At 48.9% G+C, this 19315-nt stretch carries 20 protein-coding genes; 13 read left to right on the forward strand and 7 right to left on the reverse strand.

Going from position 1 to position 19315, the window contains the following annotated elements:
* Positions 1-130: 130 nt before the first annotated feature.
* Positions 131-925 carry a tetratricopeptide repeat protein gene (locus XMA127_RS03860; RefSeq protein ID WP_173495254.1) on the reverse strand — a complete coding sequence of 265 codons (795 nt, stop codon included), beginning with the start codon at positions 923-925 and terminating at the stop codon, positions 131-133.
* A gap of 188 nt (positions 926-1113) precedes the next feature.
* Between XMA127_RS03860 and XMA127_RS03865 the strand changes: the two genes are divergently transcribed.
* The 3 genes from XMA127_RS03865 to XMA127_RS03875 are packed head-to-tail and all read left to right on the forward strand — an operon-like array spanning position 1114 to position 2418.
* On the forward strand, positions 1114-1431 hold the full coding sequence (locus XMA127_RS03865) for a phasin family protein (protein ID WP_173480682.1): 318 nt from the start codon (positions 1114-1116) through the stop codon (positions 1429-1431).
* Between the two features lie 3 nt (positions 1432-1434).
* Positions 1435-1941 (forward strand): flavodoxin, encoded by a 507-nt coding sequence (locus XMA127_RS03870; protein ID WP_173480683.1) that lies wholly within the window; start codon positions 1435-1437, stop codon positions 1939-1941.
* 27 nt (positions 1942-1968) lie between these two features.
* Positions 1969-2418 carry a cytochrome c gene (locus XMA127_RS03875; protein WP_173495256.1) on the forward strand — a complete coding sequence of 150 codons (450 nt, stop codon included), beginning with the start codon at positions 1969-1971 and terminating at the stop codon, positions 2416-2418.
* An 8-nt stretch (positions 2419-2426) separates the two neighbouring features.
* On the opposite strand, the gene XMA127_RS03880 is transcribed toward XMA127_RS03875, so the two are convergent.
* Together XMA127_RS03880 and nhaD are read right to left on the reverse strand one after the other, a co-directional pair.
* Complete coding sequence (locus XMA127_RS03880; RefSeq protein WP_173498925.1) at positions 2427-3071, reverse strand: cytochrome b/b6 domain-containing protein; 645 nt, start codon at positions 3069-3071, stop codon at positions 2427-2429.
* 28 nt (positions 3072-3099) lie between these two features.
* Entirely contained in the window at positions 3100-4461 is a 1362-nt protein-coding gene (nhaD, locus tag XMA127_RS03885) for a sodium:proton antiporter NhaD (protein ID WP_254442793.1), read from the reverse strand.
* 147 nt (positions 4462-4608) lie between these two features.
* Here nhaD and prfB point away from each other — a divergent pair, with 147 nt between their 5' ends.
* The 4 genes from prfB to ung are packed head-to-tail and all read left to right on the forward strand — an operon-like array spanning position 4609 to position 8391.
* Positions 4609-5703: a peptide chain release factor 2 gene (gene prfB / locus XMA127_RS03890; protein WP_173480687.1), complete on the forward strand. Its 1095-nt coding sequence runs from the start codon at positions 4609-4611 to the stop codon at positions 5701-5703.
* A 24-nt stretch (positions 5704-5727) separates the two neighbouring features.
* Positions 5728-7227 (forward strand): lysine--tRNA ligase, encoded by a 1500-nt coding sequence (lysS, locus tag XMA127_RS03895; RefSeq protein ID WP_173483567.1) that lies wholly within the window; start codon positions 5728-5730, stop codon positions 7225-7227.
* Between the two features lie 30 nt (positions 7228-7257).
* Complete coding sequence (locus tag XMA127_RS03900) at positions 7258-7692, forward strand: hypothetical protein (RefSeq protein ID WP_173484556.1); 435 nt, start codon at positions 7258-7260, stop codon at positions 7690-7692.
* Between the two features lie 6 nt (positions 7693-7698).
* Complete coding sequence (gene ung, locus XMA127_RS03905; protein WP_173484555.1) at positions 7699-8391, forward strand: uracil-DNA glycosylase; 693 nt, start codon at positions 7699-7701, stop codon at positions 8389-8391.
* Positions 8392-8394: 3 nt separating this feature from the next.
* Here the strand turns inward: ung and XMA127_RS03910 are convergent, their stop codons facing one another.
* The 3 genes from XMA127_RS03910 to rsgA all read right to left on the reverse strand — a co-directional run bounded on the left by XMA127_RS03910 (position 8395) and on the right by rsgA (position 11261).
* Positions 8395-9264 carry a folate-binding protein YgfZ gene (locus XMA127_RS03910; protein ID WP_173484554.1) on the reverse strand — a complete coding sequence of 290 codons (870 nt, stop codon included), beginning with the start codon at positions 9262-9264 and terminating at the stop codon, positions 8395-8397.
* A 33-nt stretch (positions 9265-9297) separates the two neighbouring features.
* On the reverse strand, positions 9298-10158 hold the full coding sequence (asd, locus tag XMA127_RS03915) for an archaetidylserine decarboxylase (protein WP_173480692.1): 861 nt from the start codon (positions 10156-10158) through the stop codon (positions 9298-9300).
* Between the two features lie 65 nt (positions 10159-10223).
* Entirely contained in the window at positions 10224-11261 is a 1038-nt protein-coding gene (gene rsgA / locus XMA127_RS03920; RefSeq protein WP_173480693.1) for a small ribosomal subunit biogenesis GTPase RsgA, read from the reverse strand.
* Between the two features lie 89 nt (positions 11262-11350).
* Between rsgA and orn the strand changes: the two genes are divergently transcribed.
* Positions 11351-11893, forward strand: a complete 543-nt coding sequence (gene orn / locus XMA127_RS03925; protein ID WP_173484552.1) for an oligoribonuclease — start codon at positions 11351-11353, stop codon at positions 11891-11893.
* On the opposite strand, the gene queG is transcribed toward orn, so the two are convergent.
* Positions 11882-13015 carry a tRNA epoxyqueuosine(34) reductase QueG gene (queG, locus tag XMA127_RS03930; RefSeq protein ID WP_173484551.1) on the reverse strand — a complete coding sequence of 378 codons (1134 nt, stop codon included), beginning with the start codon at positions 13013-13015 and terminating at the stop codon, positions 11882-11884. The two genes, orn and queG, sit on opposite strands and share 12 nt — an antisense overlap.
* A gap of 66 nt (positions 13016-13081) precedes the next feature.
* Between queG and XMA127_RS03935 the strand changes: the two genes are divergently transcribed.
* Genes XMA127_RS03935 through miaA form a run of 5 tightly spaced genes read left to right on the forward strand, consistent with a single transcriptional unit; the run spans position 13082 to position 19219 of the window.
* The gene (locus XMA127_RS03935; protein ID WP_173484550.1) at positions 13082-14557 is read left to right on the forward strand and encodes an NAD(P)H-hydrate dehydratase; all 1476 of its coding nucleotides are present in this window, start codon (positions 13082-13084) and stop codon (positions 14555-14557) included.
* 7 nt (positions 14558-14564) lie between these two features.
* Positions 14565-15044 (forward strand): tRNA (adenosine(37)-N6)-threonylcarbamoyltransferase complex ATPase subunit type 1 TsaE, encoded by a 480-nt coding sequence (tsaE, locus tag XMA127_RS03940; protein ID WP_173483573.1) that lies wholly within the window; start codon positions 14565-14567, stop codon positions 15042-15044.
* A 26-nt stretch (positions 15045-15070) separates the two neighbouring features.
* Positions 15071-16411: an N-acetylmuramoyl-L-alanine amidase gene (locus XMA127_RS03945; RefSeq protein WP_254442794.1), complete on the forward strand. Its 1341-nt coding sequence runs from the start codon at positions 15071-15073 to the stop codon at positions 16409-16411.
* Position 16412: 1 nt separating this feature from the next.
* Positions 16413-18290 (forward strand): DNA mismatch repair endonuclease MutL, encoded by a 1878-nt coding sequence (gene mutL / locus XMA127_RS03950; protein ID WP_173484549.1) that lies wholly within the window; start codon positions 16413-16415, stop codon positions 18288-18290.
* Positions 18290-19219, forward strand: a complete 930-nt coding sequence (gene miaA / locus XMA127_RS03955; RefSeq protein ID WP_371731500.1) for a tRNA (adenosine(37)-N6)-dimethylallyltransferase MiaA — start codon at positions 18290-18292, stop codon at positions 19217-19219. Before mutL ends, miaA begins: the two co-directional genes overlap by 1 nt.
* Positions 19220-19315 lie beyond the last annotated feature (96 nt).

Genomic DNA, 19315 nt, shown 5'->3' on the forward strand with positions numbered 1-19315 from the left:
GGCAATACTAATGATCTTTTAATAACTCTTCCAAGAATGTTTGGTGATTTTATATACAAATAAGTTATCAAAAATATTCCACTTATAAAAAAGAGCGCCGTAGCGCTCTTCATGGCCCATCTGATATTGGTTATTTTATGTACTGCTGTGAGAGCTTGTCAGCAAGTGCTTTGGCTTCGCTCTGTTCGGTATCAGACAGTTTCATCAGCAGGCGTGCCTCAATGGTTTGAGCCGTTGTTGAGCCAGCATTGGCTGCCGCTTTCATCCATGCGTAAGCAGTAATGTCTGGATTTACTGAAAGGTCATTACCATTACCCGTAGCGTACAGCGTGCCTAAGAAGAACATCGATTCAGTGTATCCCGATTCCGCAGCTTGCAGGTACAGCTTCTCAGCCTGTGCAAAGTTTTGCTCGGTCCCGCTTCCGAAGTTGTAGCTTCTAGCCAAGTTGTGAAGCCCGATCAGTGAGCCATTGTGAGAGGCTTTATCAAACCATTGCAGGGCAAGATTTAGGTCGCGTTCTACGCCTTGGCCAAATTCGTACATTTCACCAATTCGGTTTTGTGCATCGGCATCACCCGCTTCCGCTTTAGGAAGAAGTTGTGTGAACTCGGCAAGGTATACCTCATTTCGCATGACGCGAAGGGCGTTGATACTCTTTAGGTGGCCCTGGCGAGCGGCACTGCTGAAGTACTGCTTGGCATCCTCTTTGCTCTTTTCAACACCTTGGCCATCACGGTACAGCGTACCCATTAGATAGAGAGCATCTAAATCACCCTCTTTGGCTAGAGGCTTAAGCTCTTCAAGGGCTTTGGTGTAATCGGCTGACTGAATGGCGCGCTCAGCTGCGATGATGGATGCGGCTTCAACAGACATGACTGGAAGAGCCAATGCAAAGGCTAGTGATAATAGACGAGCTTTGGTCAAACCTGACCTCCTATTCTATTCCAACAAATTAATGGTCAATAACCGTTAGTGTTATCAAAGTGGCGCTATCATAACCTTTTCACTGCATAATCCACAGCGCTTGCTCTGAATTTCTATTATGAGTAACGTAATGTTTGATGTAGCGCAGGTTAAACCTGTCAATTTAAATGGACATTGAGGATTATCAAATGTTTCAAGATATGACAAAGCTGTTCGAACAGAGTGTTGAATCATTTCAAGAGTTGGCGAAGGTTCAGCAAGAGATGCTACAGCGCATTACCAATCAGCAGATTGAGTACACCCAGCAGTGTATCCAAGCGACCATGAATCAGGCTAATTCACTTCAGGGTCTAAAATCACCTGAAGAGTTCATCGAAGCGCAAAAAGAGTATACACAGCGCTTAGAGGCTGCACTTAAAGCGGCTGCTGAGCAGAATATGAAAACGGTTCAAAACGCCCAAGAGGAGATTCAAAAAATTGCCTCTCAATCGATGGGTGGCAAATAGTTTTTGATCCCTCTCATTTACGGAAGTACTACAGGCAATACTGAACGCGTAGCGCAACTCATGGTTGAGTGCTGGCCAGGGGAGGTGCCTCTAAAGCTAATTTCAATCGATAGCATGATTAATGCCGATGTTGAACAGGCTTCGTCACTGATTATTGGTGTGCCCACTTGGAACTTTGGTGAGTTACAAGAAGATTTCGAAGAAGTTTGGTCGAGTTTTTGTGAAATCGACTTCAGTGGCAAACGCGTAGCACTGTTTGGATTGGGTGATCAATTGGGATATGGCGATTGGTTTCTTGATGCGATGGGTACAGTTGCCGCACAGATTTCACAAAAGGGTGCTAAGCTGATAGGTGAATGGCCTGTCGAAGGTTACGATTTTGAGTCCTCAAAAGCGCTAATCCCTTGTGAGACTGCCTTCGTGGGTTTGGCCTTGGATGAGGATACACAGTCCTTTGAAACAAAAGACCGTGTTGAGCGTTGGCTCAATCTGATCTATCCACAATTGTAAGTTTAAGTGTTAACTCGGAGAGAGATTATGTCTTTGAAGAAAGTTGTATTAACGACTTTGTCTTGTGCTTTACTGGCTTCGCCTTTGGCACAGGCTGATCGAGCGGAAGATGCTATTGAATATCGCCAAGGGATCTTTAAAGCCTACGGTTGGCACTTTGGTGCTATGGGTGCCATGGTTCGCGGTAAGGTTGATTATGATGCAGAGCAATTTGCTCATCACGCTAAGTCGTTCTTAGCGGTAGCGCCGCTTGCGGCTGAGGGGTTTATCGAAGGTTCTGATTTTGGTGAAACGTCTGCCAAAGATGAGCTCTGGGAGAATTTAGATGATGTCAATCAGCGCTTTGTTGCTATGACTGAAGCCGCTGAAAAGCTAGTCGCTTTATCTGGCGGTGAATTGGCGGATGCCAAAGCAGCCTTTGGTGCTGTCGCGAAATCCTGCAAAGGGTGTCACGACAACTACCGCGAGAAACGTTAACCCTTTAATCAGATCCAAAATAGGAGTGCGCTGACAGTCGCTCCTACTAGGATTGCTACAAAAAGAGGAATGCCGCCTCGAATCTTAGGTGCTTCCTCTTCACTCTCCTTTCTACCATGCAGCATGGCTTGCACCAGTTTTTCACCTTTGAAACGTTGATACCAAATAATGGCAGCAAGATGCAGGGCGATAAACAGCATCAATAGATTAAAAACCGCCTCATGCAGTTCCGTCATCGCTAGTTGAGCGTCGTATGAGATTAAGTAGGCTAATGGCCCTTCAATAAAAATGTCATCGTTACTAAACAGCCCCGTCGTCACTTGCAGTGATATTAACCCTAATAGGGCGATAACACTGAGTGCGCCAGCAGGGTTGTGTGTGTTGTAGTCTCTTTGCCCCTCTCCCTTGAGGTAGGCTATGACGCTGCTTGGGCGTTTTACGAACTGAGAGAATCGAGAGGAGTCGCTGCCAATCACTCCCCAAATGATGCGGAATGTGATTAAGCCTGCTGCTAAAAATCCAAGGCGTGTGTGCCAGATCATCCAGTTGCCACCCAGCTCGGCACTTAACCAACTCAAACCAAATAGCACGACAAGAAGCCAGTGAAAGAGTCGAGTGCTTAGATCCCAGACGGTGACAATTTTTTTCTGCATGTTGATAAGCTCGCTAATGAATACAAAATCACAATGTAAAAACTATATGGTATCCGGTTGATAGTGCATACCCAAGGAGTATCGCCCAACTCCATTTGAGGTGGGCTCTGAAAGTGTAGATGCCATTCGCCTGGCCCATCAGAGCCACACCTGCCGCTGAGCCAATCGATAGCAGAGAGCCACCAATGCCAATACAGAGGGTCGCCAATAGCCATTGGTTAGTCGACATCGGCATATCCATGCTCAGAATGGCGTACATCACGGGTATGTTATCGATCAATGAGGAGCTTAGGCCGATGATTAGATGGGTGGTGGTCTCTCCAAAGTTGCCGTAAAGCGACGTTGAGATCAGGGCTAAATAGCCCAGGGCAGCTAAACCACCAACGCTCAGTACAACGCCATAGAAGAACATTAATGTATCCCAGCTGGCGCGTTCAACCACTCGGAAATTATCAAAACGCATGACGACTTCACCGTGATCCCCTTTGAGGTGTTTTGTCATCGCACCCATGTGGTGTCCACGCAATTCACTCTCTTGCAACAGAGGATCCTGTTTTGACAATAGGTATCCATAAATCTTTAACGCGCCTAGCCCCGTCATCATTCCAATTACCGGGGGTAATTTCAGAAGTGAATGGATTAACACTGACGCCGTTATCGTGGCTAAAAAGAGTATCAGCATGCCGATCGCTCCAGGCTTCATGGATTGTTGTTCATGCGGGAGTTGCGCTGGGCCTGTCGGAAGATAATGGTTAAGCACTAAAGCAGGCACGAACCAGCTGATCAGTGCGGGAACAATAAGATGGGTAAATTCAAGGAATTTTAGTTTCTCCTGCTGCCAAACCATCAGTGAAGTAATATCGCCGAAGGGGGAGAAAACGCCCCCTGCATTGGCGGCAATAACCACGTTGATCAAGCCGAGCACTACGAACGACGCTGTTCTGGTGCCAACAGCCATCACTACTGAGCCCATCAGTAGCGCTGTCGAGAGGTTGTCAGCAATGGGGGATAGGACAAAGGTCAACCCACCCGTGACCCAGAACACGGTTCTTAGGGAAAAGTCTCTAGCAATCAGCCAGCTACGCAATGCCAAAAATAGGTGGCGCTCCTCAAGGGCGTGGATAAATGTCATGGCGCTGAGCAGGAACAGAAAAAGCTCTGCGTACTCAAGCAGGGTCTGTTCCAGTAGTGCGCCAGCTTGCTCTGGTTGGCCATTGATGGAATAGCTAAGGCCGACTAATAACCAGATTAAACCAGCGGCCACCATCATCGGCTTGGATTTGGCTAGGTGAGTGCGGTCTTCGCTGATCACAAAATAGTACCCGACAAGGAAGGTGAGTACCGCTAGGTAGCCATATAGGGTGCCTGTTAAATCGATAAAATTTGTCATTCCCATACGATGGACTAGCTTGTCCGTTATCTCAATAGAGGTGCATGAAAAACGTTGAAATAAAGGCCGAGACGGTGATTTAAAGGTGAGGATAAATCCTGTAAAATGTGCCCCCTTTTTTAAGACCTTTTGGACATTTGCTCGACTATGGAAATTAATCCGATTGTTAACAGCCTTAAAGAGTATGCCGAACGCACTAAAGAGTTGCGTGGCTATCTCGAATATGACGAGAAGCTTGAGCGCTTTGAAGAGGTTGAGCGTGAGCTTGAAGATCCCAATATTTGGAATGATCAAGAGCATGCACAAAAGCTAGGTCGCGAACGATCAAGCCTTGAGTCTGTGATTAAGACCATCGATGAGCTGACTGAGGGGACTGCTGATTGCCTGGAGCTGCTGGAGATGGCAGTTGAAGAGGATGACGAAGATACCGTTGAAGAGGTTCGCAGTGAAGTTGAGCGTCTAGGCGGCATGTTATCGCAACTTGAGTTTCGCCGTATGTTCTCGGGTGAAGCGGATTCAAGTAACGCCTTCTTGGATATCCAGGCGGGTTCGGGTGGTACCGAGGCTCAGGATTGGGCCAATATGATGCTTCGAATGTTCCTTCGTTGGGGTGAGAGCAAAGGCTTTAAAACCGAGTTGATGGAAGTGTCTGACGGTGACGTGGCCGGTATTAAATCTGCAACGATTCGTTTTGAGGGTGAGTACGCCTTCGGTTGGTTAAGAACAGAAACGGGTGTTCACCGTCTCGTTCGTAAGAGCCCATTCGATTCTGGTGGTCGCCGCCATACCTCTTTCTCATCTGTCTTCGTCTCTCCTGAGATCGACGACAATGTTGAGATCGACATTAACCCGGCTGATCTTCGTGTCGATGTTTATCGTGCATCCGGTGCGGGTGGTCAGCACGTCAACCGAACTGAGTCGGCGGTCCGTATTACCCACGGTCCATCTGGAATCGTTGTACAGAGTCAGTCGCAGCGTTCGCAGCACCAGAATAAAGATAACTGTATGAAGCAGTTACGCTCCAAGCTTTACGAAATGGAGATGCTGAAACGTCGTGAGGCTGCCCAAGAGGTTGAAGATACTAAAGCCGATATAGGTTGGGGCAGTCAGATTCGCAGTTACGTACTGGATGATCAGCGTATCAAAGATCTTCGCACTGGCGTTCAATCGTCGAATTGTGATCGCGTGCTCGACGGCGATCTGGATATGTTTATTGAAGCTAGCTTAAAAGCTGGTCTCTAAAAGTTAACACAGGAAATAGACACCATGTCTGATAACACACAGCTTGATGAAAACCGCTTGATTGCAGAGCGCCGTGAAAAACTCTCTGCACTGCGTGAGCAGGGCCAAGCCTTCCCGAACACTTTTCGTCGCGACAGCTACGCAGAGGATCTGCAGTCTGAACACGGTGAGAAGAGCAAAGAGGAGCTAGAAGCTGCAGGCATTAAGGTCTCTATTGCCGGTCGAGTGATGCTCAACCGTGGCGCGTTCATGGTGATCCAAGATATGTCTGGCCGCATCCAGGCGTACGTTAACAAAGAGGCTCGTAGCTTTGCTAAGCAGCTAGACCTTGGTGATATCGTCGGCATTAGCGGTGAATTGCACAAGTCAGGTAAAGGTGATCTCTACGTTGATATGGCAGAGTACCAGTTGCTGACAAAGAGCTTGCGCCCACTGCCAGATAAACACAAAGGGCTTCAAGATACTGAAATGCGCTACCGTCAGCGTTATGTTGATCTGATTACTAACCCTGAATCACGTGATGTGTTTGAGACGCGTTTTAAGGTGATTGCCGCGATTCGTCAGTTCTTAAGTGAGCGCCGTTTCCTTGAAGCGGAAACGCCAATGCTTCAGGCGATTCCTGGTGGTGCATCGGCTCGTCCTTTTGTGACACACCACAACGCACTTGATATCGATATGTATCTTCGCATCGCGCCAGAGCTCTACCTGAAACGCCTGGTTGTCGGTGGTTTCGAGCGCGTTTTTGAGATCAACCGTAATTTCCGTAATGAGGGCCTGTCAACACGTCACAACCCAGAGTTCACTATGATCGAGTTCTATCAGGCGTATGCTGATTACAAAGATCTAATGGACCTAACGGAAGAGATGCTCCGTACTGTTGCACAGCAGGTGCTAGGCACAACAACCATCATCAATACGGTTCGTAATGAAGAGGGTGAAGTGCTAGAGACGTTTGAATATGACCTGGCTAAGCCTTTTACTCGATTGTCAGTATTTGATGCCATTCTGCAGTACAACCCTGACATTACAGCGGAAGCATTGGCGAATGAACATGCCGCTCGTCAGATTGCCGAGCGTCTGGACATCGACGTAAAAGATAGCTGGGGTCTGGGTAAAATCCAGATTGAGATCTTTGAAGAGACCGTTGAACACCTTCTGCAGCAACCAACCTTCATTACAGAATACCCTACCGAGGTCTCTCCTCTCGCTCGTCGTAGTGACGACAACCCGTTTGTGACCGATCGATTCGAGTTCTTCGTCGCGGGTCGTGAGCTAGCAAACGGCTTCTCGGAGTTGAATGACGCTGAAGATCAAGCGGAACGTTTCCGCAAACAGGTCGCAGAGAAAGATGCAGGCGATGATGAGGCGATGCACTTTGACGCTGATTTCGTTGCGGCACTTGAGTATGGACTGCCACCCACAGCTGGCGAGGGGATCGGTATTGACCGTTTGGTGATGCTACTGACTGACTCACCATCGATTCGTGACGTCATTCTATTCCCTGCAATGCGTCCACGCGCTTAAGCGCAATTAAGCGTACAGAAGGATTTTGCTGTGTTGTCTAGGCTGTTTCCAAAACAGAAACGTGACTTCACAGCGAAGCGCTATCTCAGTATAAGCCTGCGAACTCTGCACCTTTTTGGTATTGCAGGTTTTGCGGGCTTTTTCTTATACGACTTACCCGAATCGCTTTGGCGCCCCTATGCCATACTGGCACTGACGACTGGCTCATTGATGCTACTTGTCGAACTCTACGTTGATGCAATTTGGTTGATTCAACTGCGGGGTTTGGCGGTCATTACTAAAATTTTTCTACTGTTGTTAGCGATGAACGCCCCCCAGCTGACAACAGTACTGTTCTGTCTGATCGTGATTATCTCAGGCTACTTCTCACATGCGCCTGGCAAGGTTCGATACTACTCACCCTTTTTCGGCCGAGTCGTAAAAAGCTCAGCTGAACTCAGCTTTAATCAGTCGCATTCAAGGTAGGTGCCGATGCTTTCTAAGGGTTGGCAGCAGCTGCTGAAAGAGATATCCGAGACGCCAAACTATCAATCTCTTATGGCATTTCTGGATCAGCGAACAGCTGAGGGTGTCTCAATATACCCACCTCAAGATCAGTGGTTTCGTGCTTTAGAGCTGACCCCGCTAGAGTCGACACGCGTCGTCATTCTTGGCCAAGATCCCTATCACCAAGCAGGCCAGGCGCATGGTTTAAGTTTCTCTGTCTTACCCGGTATTCAAGTGCCACCATCGCTGAGGAATATCTACAAAGAGTTGAGTAGTGATTTAGGAATAGCTGCACCAGAACATGGTTTTCTTGAAGCCTGGGCAGAGCAGGGAGTCCTGTTACTCAATGCGGTCCTTACGGTAGAGGATAGCAGCGCCAATGCACACCAAGGCAAGGGTTGGGAGAGTGTCACCGATCGTATTATTCAGCAGGTAAATGAGCACTCCACTGGCACGGTGTTTATCCTCTGGGGAAGCTACGCTCAGAAAAAGACGAGCATGATCGATCAGGCAAAGCATTTGGTGATTCAATCACCTCACCCTTCGCCACTATCAGCACACCGAGGTTTTTTTGGTAGTCAGCCGTTTTCTAAAGCCAACACTTGGCTCGCTGAGAAGGGCTTTTCTGAGATCAACTGGGAGTTGCCGGTAATAGGACAGGCAGATCTGTTCGGTTGATGACTAACGCTTGGATTCAAATAACTTTGGATCTAGGGTGTAAGGAAGTGTAAACGCGGTTAGTGCTGCTCCACTCTCTGTGAAAATCACCCCCTCTTTTTCTGACTGTTGAATGACAGCAAGTAGAGAGGTTTGATCAGTTGAGCTTGTCAGAACAACGGTGCCGACTTCAACTTGGTCAGCATTAAACAGCGGCTCCCCAATGCTGATGGAATGGCCCTGCGGTAGCGTGAATCCGTACATCGCTTTTTTCAAAATACCGCGATGCTGTAAACGGGTTACTATCTCCTGACCGGTGTAACACCCTTTGCTGAAGCTGACGCCATCAATGGCTTGTAAATTACACATCTGAGGAATGAATGTCTCTTGGGTAGCCTCTCTTAAATCGAAGATACCGGCGCGGACATTGATTTCATACCAAGCCTCTAAAGAGTCGGATGCATCTTTGGCCAATCTATTTTGTACTTCAAGATCGATGGTCCAGAACTCAACGTGCTCGGCATCGATTTGAGCAGCAAAGGATCGGTCACTCTCTGAACTTCTAACAGACTCTAAATAGTCGCTCGATAGGCAAAACCCATTGGCGTTATCTATGAAGTTAAGCTCCACTTTGGAAAAAATGCTGTATTTTTTTAGGTTGTTAAAGGCGCTTTCTGCGATCTCTTGATGGACCCGCAGCCAAAAACATTCGTCACTGATGCGCATGACTCTGAAGAGCCCAATCATGCTTCCTTTAATTGAGCAGTGTGCGGCGATGAGGTGCTCCCCAGTGTTAAGTGCAGCAACATCAGCGGTCAGCTGGCCTTGTAAAAAAGAGGCCGCATCAACGCCTTCGACGGAAAACAGTTTGGAATCCGTTATCGCAATGTTCATAGCTCAGCTCACTAAAAAGGGTTATGGTTTCTCTTAAGACTCTGTTTGATGGGCAATGACTTCGCCCATCTTAACCGGTGCGCCGGCCGCTAGATGGTCGCGCCAATTGATTACGCCCTCCGGGTATAGAAGGATCACCGTTGAACCGAGTTTGAATCGGCCCATTTCTGCACCTTTCTCCAGTAGAAGAGGGGCGTCAGCTTCTGTGCTAAACAGTTTCATAGCCTCTTTTTTGAGAGGGGCTACCTGGCCACTCCAGACGGTCTCTATACCGGCAACAATCATTGCGCCGACGAGTACCATCGCCATTGGGCCACGCTCTGTCTCAAATAGACAGACTAGGCGTTCATTACGAGCAAACAGGCTGTCAACATTGTTGGCTGTGGTTTGGTTGACCGAGAAAAGATCACCAGGAACGTAGTAGGCCTCTTTAAGTGCACCGGCTACTGGCATGTGTACGCGGTGGTAATCTTTTGGTGATAGGTAGATGGTCGCGAACTCGCCATTGATGAAGGGTTTTGCTCGCTCGGTACAACCACCCAGCAGAGAAACAGCGCTGTAACTATGTCCCTTTGCTTGCAAAATACGCCCATATTGAAGGGTACCCATCTCTGAGATTGCCCCGTCAGCCGGTGAAACTACGACATCCTCGCCCTCAGCAATCGGTCTAGCTCCCTCTTTAAGGGCGCGAGTGAAGAAGTCATTGAAGTTGATGAACTGTTCCGGTTGCTGGCGCTCCGCTTCACTCATATCGACGTTAAACTGTTTAATAAATCGTTGAATAATCCAGTTCTTAATACGACTATTTGTGCACTCAGCTAGGCGACCAACGGCACGTGATAACAAGTGCTGTGGCACGATGTATTGAAACAGAATGAACAGTTTATCTTTCACTAAAAACTCCGCCTGAGTGATTCTTTAAATTGAGTAGAGATGATACCTGAGCTAGGGCTTTTTCACTATCGAACCGTGAAGTCAGACTCCAACATGGAGTCCAAAATCTGTTTATAACTGAAAAAACGCTGCTCGCTGATGACGCCCATATCGATCGCATCATAGAAGGCACAGCCAGGTTCCTGTTCGTGCTTACAGTCTCTGAACTTGCAGTGGCCAGTGACCTGGCGAAACTCCTTAAATCCGTCAATCAGATCGTTAGGATCAATGTGCCATAGACCAAATTCACGGATGCCAGGAGAGTCGATGAGATCGCCCCCTTCGGGTATGTGGAATAGACGAGCAGTGGTCGTTGTATGTTTCCCGGTTCGATTCGACTCAGATAGGGCGCCCACTTTCAGATCAACGCCAGGCAGTAGCGCATTGACCAGCGACGATTTACCCACACCAGACTGTCCAACAAAGACGGTCGTGCGATCTTTTAAGAACTCGTGCAGCTCATCTAAGCCGTTGGAGTTCTCTGTGGATGCATAGATGGTGCGGTAGCCAATTTCGGCATAGCTATCCAGAAGAGGTATCAATCGTTCACGATGCTTGTCATCGAGTAGATCGGTCTTATTTAAGACAATAATAGGCTCTATGCCAGAGAGTTCAGAGGCAACTAAGTAACGATCAATCAGGTTGGCGTGCGCATGGGGTTCGACGGCGATGACTATTAATATTGCATCGATGTTGGCTGCGACTGGCTTCAACTCACCATGATTGTTTGGGCGCTTAAGTTCAGAGTGGCGATCCTCAACAGCGACGACCACACCCGCATCGGGGGAGGGACGCCAGATCACTCTATCCCCGGTCACCAATTGCCCTAGGTGGGTACGCATATGGCAGCGAATGATTTCACCGCTACGATCGCCATCTAAGGCTTCAATATCGACCTGTTTTCCGTAGTGCGAGATGATCAGGCCACGCTGTTCGGCACCTAAATCGCCCCCTTCGAGTTGTGAGTCGATTTGAGTGTCACGTTTATTGGCTCGAGCGGCACGCTCTTCTTGAATCTTCTTAATACGCCATGCTTGGCGGCGATTAACTTTACGTTGCGCCATTCAATCTCTGCTAAATCGCTGTGTTAGTCGGTATACTGTGCATCATACTTTGTTCATAAAAGATTAGACACTTTAAAGGGAGTTTTGGCATGTCACGACAAGATAATCTTATCTGGATCGATCTAGAGATGACGGGTCTGGATGTCGAGCGTGAGCGCATCATTGAGATGGCTGCGATTGTGACCGACTCTGAATTGAACACTCTAGCCGAAGGTCCTGTGATTACCGTTCACCAATCCGATGCACTGATTGATGCCATGGATGAGTGGAATACAAAGCAGCATGGTGGCTCAGGTTTGATTGAACGAGTTAAACAGAGCCGTACCAGTGAGTCCGAAGCAGAACAGCAGATGTTGGCGTTTTTGAGAGAGCATGTCGACCAGGGTGCTTCGCCGATTTGTGGAAACTCTATCCATCAAGATCGTAAGTTTTTGCATCGTTACATGCCCGAACTAGAAGCCTTCTTCCACTACCGTAATTTGGATGTCAGCACGCTGAAAGAGCTGGCACGCCGCTGGCGCCCTGATGTGACTGAAAAGGTGGTTAAAAAGGGGGCTCATTTAGCCCTGGATGATATTCGTGACTCCATTGAAGAGTTAAAAGTCTATCGTGAGCACTTTTTACAGGTCTAAACGTTGAGCAAGTGGGAAATCGATAATTTTCAGTGCGTTCGCATCGGCCGTTCGATTTCTTAAATGCTCAACCGCCCATTGAGCGTGCTCTTTTATTAGCGCGCTCTCGTTAGAGGCTAAACAAGCTTCAAGCAGCTCAATGACTCTGTCACCACCCTTACTGTTGCCTAGGGCTACCGCAATGTTTCGTTTAAATCCCTGGTAGCCCGTTCTGCGAATGGCTGATCCTTCAGTTCTTTGTAGAAAGGTCTCTTCGCTCCACTGAAACAGCTCAATCAGATCGATATCGTCGAGTTGATGGCGTGGCGAGAAATCACACTCCTGGGTGTGCTGAGCAAAACGGTTCCACGGGCAGACCAGTTGGCAATCGTCGCAGCCAAAGATGCGATTGCCCATCAGCGGGCGTAACTCTTCTGGAATACTGCCAGAGTACTCTATGGTCAAATAGGAGATGCATCGTCGAGCATCCAGCTCATAGGGTTTGGGGAATGCATTGGTGGGACAAACATCCAAACAAGCGGTGCATGAACCGCAGTGTGAAGCCGTTTCGGGTGGGTCGATGGGCAGCTCGACATCGGTAAACAGTGAGCCTAAAAAAAACCAAGACCCTGCAGTTTGATTGAGTAGCAGTGTGTTTTTGCCGATCCAGCCCAACCCCGCGTCACGCGCAAGAGGGCGCTCTAAGATTGGGGCACTGTCTACAAAAGGGCGGAAGTTAATAGAGGTTTGGCACTGTTCCTCTAACCACTGTCCTAGCTGTTTAATGCGTTTTCGAATCAACTTGTGATAATCACGACCTAATGCGTAACGTGCTATGTAACCCTTGTCGGCATTGGTCAACGTTTTGAACAGGCTGACATCGGCAGGAAGGTAGTCCATACGCAGTAGAACAACGCGCTGAGTGCCTTCAACCAGCAGGGTTGGGTCGATTCGTTTTTCGAAATGCTCGGCAAGAAACCCCATTTCACCCTGGTAGTGCTTATCCAGCCAGCAACGTAGGTGGCTCGCTTCATGTTGTAGATCTGGCAGGGTGATTGCACACTGCTGAAAACCAAGCTGCTTCGCTCTCTCTTTTAAACCTTCAGCAATATTGGACAGTTCGATCTTGTGCACGCGAGTCATTATCAGTTTGTTTTCATGATGAGGTGTTACTATACGTTAATTAAGTCAGCATCAGGAGTGCTTCGAATGAATGAGTCCCCAATTGGCTCTTCGCTCTTTACTGCCGCTCAATGCAAAGTGATTGATCGCTTGGCCATTGAGTCTATGCCGATACCAGGTTATCAATTGATGTGTCGTGCTGCACGATCAGCGCAACACTGGATCACAAGACTCTACCCAAAGGCCAGCTCGTTTACTGTTGTATGTGGTGCAGGCAATAATGGCGGGGATGGATTGGCGTTAGCCAAGCTGCTGTATGAGACAGGTCATGCTGTGACAGTTACTCTGGCGAGCACTGATTTTGAAGTTCAGCTAACCGGTGAAGCTCTGGAGGCGTGGAATGACCTGCCTGATGACCTTCCAAAACACCCTTTTGATAGTGCTCTTACTGATGAGTCAGATCTCATCGTTGATGCTCTGCTAGGGATCGGTCTAAATGGCGAGGTTCGCTCAGACTCAGCTGCTGTTATTCATTGGATTAACCGGCAGCAAAGGCCTGTGTTTTCTTTGGATATCCCATCAGGCCTGTCGGCTGATACTGGATCTGTCTTGGGTTCTGCCGTTAAGGCCGATGCGACCTTGACCTTTATCGCTCCCAAGCAGGGGATGTTTATCAATCAAGCGCGTGACTATGTTGGTCGTGTGATGGTGGATAGCTTGGGCGTGCCAGCAGAGCTCTTCCCAGAGTCACAGAGTCAATTGATCTCTGAACCATTGAGCCAAATGGCTCCACTGAATCGCGCTGCGCACAAAGGCAGTCAAGGGTCCCTCGTAGTAATTGGCGGTGATTTTGGGTTTGGCGGAGCACCGATGCTATCGAGTGAAGCTGCGCTCAGAACAGGGGCGGGGCGGGTCACGCTACTGACCAATAGTGAATCGGCGGTCACAGCGATGCTCTCTCGTACGCCAGAGGTGATGGTGCGTTTAGCCAGTGACATTGCGGCCTTTGAGTCGATGATTCAATCCATGGATGCCATCGCGATAGGGCCCGGTTTGGGGCAGAGCGATTGGGCTCTCAGCTGTTTAGAAAGGGTCAACTCTTTAGATAAACCGACTGTGGTGGATGCGGATGCACTGAACCTTATTGCACAGAATAAAGTTGGTTTTCATCCTCATGCTGTCTTTACGCCACACCCCGGTGAGGCTGCTAGATTGTTGGGCTGTTCTATAGCAGAAGTCCAGTCTGACCCTGTCGGGAGTGCATTTGCGCTTCAGAGCCAGTTGGGTGGTGTCATCGTGTTAAAAGGTGCCGGCAGCATTGTCTGCAATGGTCATAAAGCCTTTATCTGCAACCTAGGCAATCCAGGTATGGCAACGGCTGGGATGGGGGATCTGCTTTCTGGTATCATCGCAACGTTTTTGGCGCAGGGCTACTCTCTGTTAGATTCTGCGCAGATAGGTGTTTGGCTCCATGCTAAAGCGGGTGATATGGCCAGTGCCGAGGGTGAAAGAGGGTTGATTGCGACAGACCTTCTTCCTCATATCAGAAGTTTATTAGGGTAATGAATTCGTGACACAATCGATCTCATGGTCTCTTGCAGATGAGGCTGAAACAATCGCTGCTGGTGCATTGATTTCCCGTGCAATGAGTTCGGGGGTCCTCTTTCTGCATGGCAACCTTGGCATGGGTAAGACGACCCTCGCACGTGGTGTAATTCAGTCGTTAGGCCATCAAGGCGCAGTGAAGAGTCCTACCTACACGTTGGTAGAACCTTATGAGTTTGATGATCGTAGGGTCTATCACTTCGACCTTTACCGCTTGGGTGATCCTGAAGAGCTCGAGTATATGGGGATTCGCGACTATTTTGAGAACAGTTCGCTCTGTTTGGTGGAGTGGTCAGAGAAGGGCGAAGGTTTCTTGCCGGCAGCTGATCTAGATCTCTTCCTTGAACCCGAAGCATTGGGACGTAAAATAACAATCTACGCTCGCACCGAGTTAGGTCAATCCATTGTGCAGAGACTCCAAGAGTTGAGGTCTGTTAAGGCTTAATGATGTTATTAAGGAATCAATCAGCGTTGAATCAGTTTAAGAGACTCTTCTTTGGTTGCGCTCTGTTAGTGCTTCCTCTGCTCTCTTGGGCTGCTTCGGTTGATAGTTTGCGCTTGTGGCAGTCGCCTGACAGCACTCGATTGGTCTTTGATCTGGATAGCTCCACCGAACACTCCCTGTTTACCCTCGATAATCCGGATCGAATTGTTATTGATATACCCAAGGGTCGAGCGAAATCCAATTTTAGTACCGTTGATTTGACGGGAAGTCCTATCAGTCGCATTCGAACCGGTGAACAGAGTGATAAGTTGCGTATCGTTCTAGATCTATCGCAACCGGTGAAACCCTCGAGTTTTACGTTAGCGCCCAATGAGAAGTATGGGGATCGATTGGTAATCGACCTGGCACATCAAGGTGGAGCGCAATTAAAACCCACTGCGCCGCCTAAGCCTGTGACACTGCCTATAGGACAGCGCGAAATTGTTGTTGTATTAGATGCGGGGCATGGTGGCGAAGATCCGGGTGCGCTTGGCCCCGGACGCCTTAAAGAGAAGCAGGTTGTTCTCGCCATCACCAAAGAGGTTAAAAAGCTGATTGATCAGCAGCCGGGCTTTCGTGCTGAGCTAACACGAACCGGTGATTACTTTATCCGCCTTCGTGATCGAACCAAGAAAGCGCGCCAAAAAAATGCCGACCTGTTTGTATCGATTCATGCAGACGCCGCACAAAATAAGCGGGCACGTGGAGCCTCTGTCTGGGTTCTTTCAAACCGCGGTGCCACCAGTGAGATGGGTCGTTGGCTGGCGAAAAAAGAGAACGCAGCTGATTTAATCGGCGGTGTCGGTAGTGTCAGTCTTGAAGATAAAGATGAGACGCTCGCCAGTGTGCTGCTGGATATGTCGATGACCTATGCGCGTACCAGTAGCTCAGAGGTGGCGCTAGCGGTTCATCAGAACATCGCGCGCTTTGCCAAAATGCACAAAAGCTACGTGGAGAAAGCGGGGTTTGTGGTGCTTAAATCTCCTGACATCCCCTCCATTCTTGTTGAAACGGGCTTCATTTCGAATTCACAAGAGGCTAAAAAGCTTCGTGATCCTAAGTACCAAAAGCGGATGGCGAAAGCGATTGCGGACGGCATTATTAGTCATTTTTGGAAGCGCCCGCCCGCGGCTACGCTTGTCGCCTCTTTGAAGGCTCAGGGGAAAATGCCTAAGGATATTAATCGTAGCCATAAAGTGGTTCCGGGTGACAGTCTCTCAATGATTGCCGAGCGTAATGGCGTCAGTTTGGACGCACTGCGTCGTTATAATAATTTGAAGTCTGATCGTATTAGAGTAGGTCAGGTTCTAAAGATACCTGCAGGTTAATATGAGCAGTCGAATACATCTTTTATCGCCGCAGTTAGCCAACCAGATCGCTGCCGGTGAAGTGGTAGAACGCCCCGCATCCGTCGTCAAGGAGGTTTTGGAAAATGCCATCGATGCGGGTGCAGAAAAGATCTCGGTCGAGGTTGAACAGGGCGGTGTGAAGCTGATCCGTATTCGTGATGATGGTAAGGGGATCGATAAAGAGGATCTGCCACTGGCGTTGAGTCGTCATGCGACTTCAAAGATCACAGCGCTTGAGGATCTTGAAGCGGTGGCAAGCCTCGGCTTTCGCGGTGAGGCACTGGCCAGTATCAGTTCGGTCTCTCGTTTAACTCTCACGTCGCGCTCAGTCGATGATAATAGCGCCTGGCAGGTCAAGGCGGAGGGGCGGGACATGGTCGCTGAGGTATCACCTGCAGCTCATCCGCAAGGGACAACCGTTGAGATGCGCGACCTGTTCTTTAATACCCCTGCGCGCCGTAAATTTTTGAAGACAGAGAATACTGAGTATCGACACCTTGAAGAGGTGGTTAAACGTCTAGCATTGAGTCGTTTCGATCTTCAGTTTCAGCTCAGCAATAACAACCGTGTGGTGCATCAACTGAAGCCGGCCAACAGTGAGCAGATGCGAGAGCGCCGTATAGCCTCACTGTTAGGATCTGGCTTTATTGATAATGCACTCAGCTTAGACATCAGTGCAGAAGCTTCAGGTCTCAGATTGTGGGGTTGGATCGGTTTGCCAACCTATTCACGCTCGCAAGCTGATCAGCAATATTTCTTTGTTAATGGACGTATCATTCGTGACAAACTGGTGACTCATGCTATTCGCCAAGCCTATGCAGACGTTCTCTATAACGGTCGACACCCTTGTTATGTTCTCTATCTAGAGCTCGATCCGGCGCTGGTTGATGTCAACGTACACCCAACCAAACATGAAGTTCGATTCCGAGAAGGGCGCTTAGTTCACGATTTCATATTCCGTACCATTCACCGGGTGATCGCGGAAACGCGTCCCGGTGAACAGAACAGCGATACCTCTGTGTCATCCCTTTTGCAGGGGCAGGCTCAACCGATTCAGCAGCAGTTTGATCAGCAGCGCATCTCACTTCAGTCAACCGGTTCAGGTACTGGGCTAGGTAGTAGCACTTCAGGGATTAACTTCTCTAATTACGTTCGACCTGCAACGCCATCAGCCGGTGAGGTGAAGCAGCAGCTAGCCGGTTATGGGGCTCTTCATCCTACCTCTACACTGAATCAGGATGGTTCATTGAACCCGTCGTCAGAGACTCAAGATATTCCCCCAATGGGTTTTGCATTGGCGCAACTGCATGGCATCTACATTTTGTCCCAAACTGCAGAAGGACTCATCTTGGTCGATATGCACGCCGCGCATGAACGTATTGTTTACGAGCGAATGAAGAGTGCATGGGAATCTGATGGATTGCGCAGTCAGCCGCTATTGGTTCCGGTTACTCTGAATTTAAGTGAAGCCGAAGTGGATATTGCTGAAGAGCGCTCCGAGGTGTTTGCTAAGTTAGGCTTCTCTGTTGAGCGAATGGGCCAAGAGTCTGTTGTGATTCGTGAAGTGCCTGTTGCACTGGCTCGATCGGATGTTTCGCTCTTGGTTAGTGATGTTCTATCCGATATGAAGGTTTATGGCAGTAGCAGCCGTATTGAAGAGAGCATTAATGAGCTGTTGGCGACCATGGCATGCCATGGCTCGGTTCGGGCCAACCGCCAGCTTACGCTACCAGAGATGAATGCTCTATTGCGTGATATGGAAGCGACTGAACGAAGTGGTCAGTGCAACCACGGCCGTCCTACCTATGTGCAGATGACCATGAATGAGCTGGATAAGCTCTTCCTAAGGGGGCAGTAGTGGCCGAAAAGTTGCCAGTACTCTTTTTGATGGGGCCAACAGCCTCAGGCAAAACGGACCTTGCCCTTAATCTGTTTGATCATATGGACGTTGAGATTATCAGTGTTGATAGTGCTCTTATATACCGAGAGATGGATATTGGTACGGCCAAACCTGATCGCGAGACATTGGGAAAGTACCCGCATGCGTTGGTGGATATTTTAGATGCAACAGAGGTCTATTCAGCCTCAGACTTTGCTGAGGATGCACGTCAATTAATCGATCAAGCACACGCGCAGGGCAAGTTGCCTGTTCTTGTGGGGGGGAGCATTCTCTACTTTAAGGCGTTGGCAGAAGGGTTGGCAAAACTCCCCGAAGCCAATGCAGAGATCAGAGCGGAGATTGAGGCTCAGGCTGAGCAGGAGGGTTGGCCGGCCGTTCACGCTCGCTTAGCTCAGTTAGATCCGGCTTCGGGTGAGCGTTTGGGGCCCAACGATCAACAGCGAATCCAGCGTGCATTGGAAGTCTTTCTGATGACAGGCCGAAGTATTGATAGCCACTGGCAGGAACAGAAAGCCCTAGAGTTGCCGTGGAACCTCATTCCCGTCGCGTTAATGCCAGAAGATCGCGCTCAACTGCATCAGCGTATTGAGCTGCGTTTCAAGCTGATGTTGGAGCAAGGCTTTGAGGCGGAAGTGGTTAGGCTTCGTCAGCGTGGGGATCTGAATCTGAATCTGCCTTCAATGCGTTGTGTTGGTTATCGCCAAATGTGGCAGTATTTGGAGGGTGAGTTGGATTGGCAAGAGATGCACCATAAAGGAGTGGTAGCGACACGTCAGCTAGCTAAACGTCAGATGACATGGTTGCGCAGCTGGCAGGGTGCAGAGGTGATTGATCCCTTTGGTGAAAATCTTTTTAAGAAAACTTTGGCATTGATTCCACGAATCTAATATCATTTTCTCTCTACGTAATGGCTGTATCGAGGATTGTCTCGAGCCTGAAATATTGGGCGGCGGTCGTAGAGTCTTAATAACGATTACTCTAAA

This window comes from Marinobacterium sp. xm-a-127, from assembly GCF_013283425.1.
Taxonomy (GTDB): Bacteria; Pseudomonadota; Gammaproteobacteria; order Pseudomonadales; family Balneatricaceae; genus Marinobacterium_E.

Bases quoted from the DNA above. Each gene is read 5' to 3' on its own strand.
- rsgA (WP_173480693.1), bottom strand. From the start codon at position 11,261: ATGGCGCAACGTAAAGTTAATCGCCGCCAAGCATGGCGTATTAAGAAG.
- mutL (WP_173484549.1), top strand. From the start codon at position 16,413: ATGAGCAGTCGAATACATCTTTTATCGCCGCAGTTAGCCAACCAGATC.
- queG (WP_173484551.1), bottom strand. From the start codon at position 13,015: ATGACTCGCGTGCACAAGATCGAACTGTCCAATATTGCTGAAGGTTTA.
- XMA127_RS03875 (WP_173495256.1), top strand. From the start codon at position 1,969: ATGTCTTTGAAGAAAGTTGTATTAACGACTTTGTCTTGTGCTTTACTG.
- lysS (WP_173483567.1), top strand. From the start codon at position 5,728: ATGTCTGATAACACACAGCTTGATGAAAACCGCTTGATTGCAGAGCGC.
- prfB (WP_173480687.1), top strand. From the start codon at position 4,609: ATGGAAATTAATCCGATTGTTAACAGCCTTAAAGAGTATGCCGAACGC.
- XMA127_RS03935 (WP_173484550.1), top strand. From the start codon at position 13,082: ATGAATGAGTCCCCAATTGGCTCTTCGCTCTTTACTGCCGCTCAATGC.
- XMA127_RS03865 (WP_173480682.1), top strand. From the start codon at position 1,114: ATGTTTCAAGATATGACAAAGCTGTTCGAACAGAGTGTTGAATCATTT.
- XMA127_RS03910 (WP_173484554.1), bottom strand. From the start codon at position 9,264: ATGAACATTGCGATAACGGATTCCAAACTGTTTTCCGTCGAAGGCGTT.
- ung (WP_173484555.1), top strand. From the start codon at position 7,699: ATGCTTTCTAAGGGTTGGCAGCAGCTGCTGAAAGAGATATCCGAGACG.
- XMA127_RS03880 (WP_173498925.1), bottom strand. From the start codon at position 3,071: ATGCAGAAAAAAATTGTCACCGTCTGGGATCTAAGCACTCGACTCTTT.
- nhaD (WP_254442793.1), bottom strand. From the start codon at position 4,461: ATGACAAATTTTATCGATTTAACAGGCACCCTATATGGCTACCTAGCG.
- orn (WP_173484552.1), top strand. From the start codon at position 11,351: ATGTCACGACAAGATAATCTTATCTGGATCGATCTAGAGATGACGGGT.